The organism is Lacinutrix sp. MEBiC02404 (assembly GCF_053601575.1).
The window spans coordinates 1-216 of record NZ_JBSHNV010000135.1 but is presented as its reverse complement, the minus strand read 5'-3'; the positions used below and the strand labels follow the sequence as shown (position 1 = coordinate 216).

Annotated in this window: 1 protein-coding gene; it reads right to left on the bottom strand. The window is 41.7% G+C overall.

What is annotated here, in order from left to right; genetic code table 11:
* Positions 1-216 (bottom strand): hypothetical protein (locus tag ACVCXO_RS03705; protein ID WP_452228248.1); only part of this gene is annotated, 216 nt, incomplete at both ends.

Here is a 216-nt window from a genome sequence, read left to right as displayed (position 1 = left end):
AGTAAATCCGGTTTCTGTTCCGTTTTGTATTCCATCACCATCTTCATCGTTATATACGGTTCCAGTTACCGTTCCTGCTGTAGTATAACCATCTATTCCTGCATCTACACTACCATTTGTTGGTACCGTTACTGATGTTGGCTCTGTTCCTTCTGTTAAACTTGCTCCTGCTGGTAAAGTAGTTGTATCTACTACGATATCTACTGTTCCTGCTGG